This window comes from Mesorhizobium sp. M2A.F.Ca.ET.037.01.1.1 (assembly GCF_003998075.1).
GTDB lineage: Bacteria > Pseudomonadota > Alphaproteobacteria > Rhizobiales > Rhizobiaceae > Mesorhizobium.
The window spans coordinates 1-4,242 of record NZ_RZSA01000595.1 but is presented as its reverse complement, the minus strand read 5'-3'; the positions used below and the strand labels follow the sequence as shown (position 1 = coordinate 4,242).

The following is a 4,242-nucleotide window of genomic DNA, read 5'->3' as shown; positions in this document are numbered from 1 at the left end:
GGAAGAGGTGGGCCGTCAGGTCTCGTCTTCGTGAAGTGCTGGTCCGATCAAAAAGCAAACCATGCCTTTGACCTCGGCCGGCCACGACCTAGCTTAGCGGCATCCCATCCCTGGGCGTCAGGCCCGTTCCAGCATCACGGAGATCAGTCTTGCAGAAACGCCGTCTCGGTCGCACCGACCTTTTAATCGCGCCGCTGGTCCTGGGCGGCAACGTCTTCGGCTGGACCGCCGACGAGAAGACCTCCTTCGATCTACTTGACCGGTTCGCCGGAGCCGGCCTGAACGCCATCGATACGGCCGATGCCTATTCGCGCTGGGTTCCCGGCAACAAGGGCGGCGAGTCGGAAACCATCATCGGCAATTGGATGAAGAGCCGCGGCAACCGCGACAAGGTGGTCATCATCACCAAGGTCGGCTCGGATATGGGCCAGGGCAAGCGCGACCTCTCCGCCGCTTATATCGAAAAGGCGGTCGAGGCATCGCTCAAACGGCTGCAGGTCGATGTCATCGACCTCTATCTGTCGCACTGGCCGGACCCGGCCACGCCTTACGAGGAAACGCTCGGCGCCTATCAGCGCCTGCTCGAAAAAGGCAAGATCCGCTATCCGGGCTGCTCCAATCTCGATGCCGGCCAGTTGCGCGCGGCGCTCGACGTGGCCAGCCTGCGCAGCCTGCCGCGTTACGAGGTCCTGCAGCCTGAATACAATTTGTACGATCGCTCATCGCTCGACGGACCGCTGCTCGATCTCTGCAAGGCTGAGGATATCGGCGTCATCACCTATTTCAGCCTGGCCAAGGGATTTTTGAGCGGGAAATACCGCAGCAAGCCCGATCTCGGGCAAAGCGCGCGCGGCGAGGGCGTGGCCGGCTACCTCAACGAGCGCGGCATGCGCATCCTGTCCGCGCTCGATGCAGTGGCCGAACGCCATTCGGCCAAGCAGGCGGAAGTGGCGCTGGCCTGGATCATCGCGCGTCCAGGCATCACCGCGCCGATCGCCAGCGCCACGACGCCGGCCCAGATGGACAGCCTGATCCGCGCCGCATCGCTCAAGCTTTCGGCCGACGATGTCGCGGCGCTCGACCGGGCCAGCTCGTAATCTCAACACGCCTTGGCGCAGTCGATACTCGCACGATCATCCAAGACGGCCATGACGGTCCCTCCTAAATCCTGCGCATCGCGGCAGGAGGAGGTTCGGCATGGCTGGTGGTGTTCTGGGCGATCCACAATCCTGGCAGCAAGTGCTGGCGCTTGTCTTGGCCGCGACGGTCGTCATGGGCAGTCCGGGACCGGCGACGATCAGCGTCACCGCCGTCGGCGCGGCTTTCGGTCTGAGTCCTTCCCTGAGTTACACCGCGGGCGTCGTGCTCGGCACGATCGCCGTGCTTCTGGCTGTGGCGGCCGGGATTTTCGGCATGTTGACCTCGGTACCGGGAGTGGCGCCGGTGCTGGCGATCCTTTCGGCCGCCTACATCCTCTATCTCGCCTTCAAGATAGCGACGGCGCCGCCATTGGCCGAGCGCGGCAGCACGGCGACAAAACCCGATTTTCTCGGCGGCTTCGCGCTCGCCGCCGCCAACCCGAAGGCCTATGTGGCGATTGGCGCCGTGTACGCCGGCGCGGCGTCTCAGCCCGATCCGCTCGGCATTTTCACCAGGCTGCTGGTGCTTGCCGCGATGATTGTCGCCATCCACGTCGTGTGGCTGCTCGCAGGAACGGCCTTCGCACGGTTCCTGCGCCATCCGCTGGCGTCGCGGGTCATCAACCTGGTGTTTGCCGCGACGCTGGTGCTGACGACCTTGCTGGCGGTGCTGCGGTAGCGGATCAGGTCCTGGCCGTTACGCCGAGTTCCGCTAGGCGCTTGACCGCCGTCGGCGGCATGGGCGGCGGGTTCGGCGCCTGCGCGGCCTCGACAAGCATCTGGTCGCAGGCGGCTTCCGTCTCGCCGATCAGCCGCTGCATGAATTCCTCCTTGCCGAGCCCTGGTGGAATCGGCGGCAGGAAGCGGGCCTTGATGGTGCCCGGATAGCGCAGGAACTTGCGGCGCGGCCAATAGAGGCCGGCGACATGGGCGACCGGCACCACGGGCACGCCCAGCTGCGTGTAGATCTCGACGATGCCGTATTTGTAGGACGGCTCGGCGCCCGGCGCGCGGCGCGTGCCTTCGGGATAGATGATCAGTTGGCGCGGGTTGCGGTCCATCTCCTGTCTGGTCGCGACGACGACCGCTTTCAGCGCTTTCGAACGGCTGCCGCGGTCGACCGGGATCATGCGCATCTTCATGATGTACCAGCCGAAGAAAGGGATCCAGGTCAGCTCGCGTTTCAGGATGTAGAGCGCGTCGTCGAGATAGGGGAAGAAGGCGATCGCATCCCAGAAGGACTGGTGCTTCGGCGCCAGGATGAAGGACCCTTCGGGCAGGTTCTCGACACCGGTGATCTCGCTCTTCGTCGCGGCGATCTTGTCATAGAGCCACATTGAGGTCCGCGACCAGAATTTCGGCACGAACCAGGCACGGTGGCGCGGCGCCAGGAAATAGAAAGGGGTCCAGAAGATCATCTGGACGATCAGGCTGAGATAGAAGACGAGGTTGAACGCCAGCGAGCGGATGATGAGCATGCAAGGGGCCCGTGAGGAAGTGTGCGTTGGTTACACCAAGCGGCGGCAAAAAGGAAACGCCGCCACGGTCGAAATGCCGGCCACTCTTGGTTTGCCGCAATTCCGGACGGAAAACCGCGATGCACTTTTCCTGGAATTGCTTACAATGACCGCGCCAGCCGCTCCTTGAGGCGCGGCGCTGCAAAATCGAGGAAGGCGCGCAATTTCACCGGCAGCCGGCCCTGGCCGGCATGGACGAGGCTTACCGGCCAGGGCGGCGACTCGAATGGCTCCAGCACCACCCGCAGCGTGCCGGCGCGCACGCCGGCGTCCGCCTGGTAGGAGAGCACTTTCGTCAGGCCAAGCCCGGCGATGGCGGCATCGATCGCCGCTTCGGCGGTGTTGACTTGCAGGCGCGAGCGGACCGGGATCGTGGTTTCCGTCTTGCCCGCTCCGAAACTCCATGTCGCGGGAGAGGCAAGGCCCTCGAAGGTGACGCAGCTGTGACCCGCAAGCTCAGATGGTTTCTCCGGCGTGCCCTGCGAGGCAAGGTAAGCCGGGCTTGCGCAGACGATGCGGCGGATCGAGCCGACGCGGATCGCGACCATGGCCGAATCCGGCAGCTCGCCGATGCGCAGGGCCAAATCGATATGCTCCTCGACCAGTTGGGTGATCCGGTCCGACAAGGTCAGGCGGACGTCCACCTGCGGATAGATGGCGAGAAAGTCGGTGATCACGGGCAGCACATGCAGGCGGCCGAAGACGACCGGTGCCGTGATGACCAGCTCGCCTGTCGGGCTCGAATATTCGCCCGCAGCGGTACGCTCGGCCTCATTCACCTCATCGAGAATGCGGCGGCAGGCGGCGAGGTAGGATTGGCCGGCATCCGTCAGCACCAGGCGCCGCGTCGAGCGGTTGAGCAGACGCGTCTTCAAATGCTTCTCCAGGTCGGAGAGCTTGCGGCTCACCGTCGCCAACGGCACGCCGGCACGCCTGGCAGCGGCGGAAAGGCTGCCGGCCTCCACCGTAGCGACGAACAGGGACATGGCGTCGAGGCGATCCATTATTCTTCCGAAATCTGGAAGGGTGAATTGCAAATATGCTCTCTACATCCGATTTTCGGAAGAGGGTAATGACATGCCATCCTGTCCGAGGAGCGCCGGCATGAACGAATTCACCAGCGACGTCGCCTTCACACCGACCGTCAAGGCGATCCAGTCGCGCAAGGGATCGCGCGATTCCTATGCGCGCGTCGAGCAGCGCGGCGGCTGGCGGGCCACGATCACGCCGGACCTTGCCGCCTTCATCGAAGCGCAGTCCAGCGTGTTCCTTGCGACGGCCAATGCCGAAGGCCAGCCTTACATCCAGCATCGTGGCGGGCCGGCCGGCTTCCTCAAGGTGCTGGACGAGCACACGATCGGCTTCGCGGATTTCTCCGGCAACCGCCAGTTCATCACCCAGGGCAACCTGCAGGACAACGACCAGGCCTTCCTGTTCCTGATCGACTATATGCTCAGGCAGCGCATCAAGGTCTGGGGCAGGGCGCGGGTCGTCGAAAACGACCCGGAGCTGACGGCGAAGCTGATGCCGGCGGACTACAAGGCAAAGCCGGAGCAGGCGATCCTGTTCACGGTCACGGCGTGGGA

Annotated in this window: 5 protein-coding genes; 3 read left to right on the top strand and 2 right to left on the bottom strand. The window is 64.2% G+C overall.

All coding sequences use genetic code 11. From position 1 onward, the window contains the following. Positions 1-149 precede the first annotated feature (149 nt). Together EOA27_RS25005 and EOA27_RS25000 are read left to right on the top strand one after the other, a co-directional pair. A complete protein-coding gene (locus tag EOA27_RS25005; protein WP_127252565.1) occupies positions 150-1,097 on the top strand; it encodes an aldo/keto reductase in 948 nt (315 codons plus the stop codon). 100 nt (positions 1,098-1,197) lie between these two features. After that, positions 1,198-1,818: a LysE family translocator gene (locus EOA27_RS25000; RefSeq protein ID WP_126081019.1), complete on the top strand. Its 621-nt coding sequence runs from the start codon at positions 1,198-1,200 to the stop codon at positions 1,816-1,818. A 4-nt stretch (positions 1,819-1,822) separates the two neighbouring features. Here the strand turns inward: EOA27_RS25000 and EOA27_RS24995 are convergent, their stop codons facing one another. Then, positions 1,823-2,617 (bottom strand): 1-acyl-sn-glycerol-3-phosphate acyltransferase, encoded by a 795-nt coding sequence (locus EOA27_RS24995; protein WP_126081020.1) that lies wholly within the window; start codon positions 2,615-2,617, stop codon positions 1,823-1,825. 140 nt (positions 2,618-2,757) lie between these two features. After that, on the bottom strand, positions 2,758-3,660 hold the full coding sequence (locus EOA27_RS24990) for a LysR family transcriptional regulator (RefSeq protein ID WP_126081021.1): 903 nt from the start codon (positions 3,658-3,660) through the stop codon (positions 2,758-2,760). Positions 3,661-3,760: 100 nt separating this feature from the next. On the opposite strand from EOA27_RS24990, the gene EOA27_RS24985 reads away from it, so the two are divergent. Beyond that, a partial coding sequence (locus EOA27_RS24985) for a pyridoxamine 5'-phosphate oxidase family protein (protein ID WP_127257503.1) occupies positions 3,761-4,242 on the top strand: 482 nt, incomplete at its 3' end.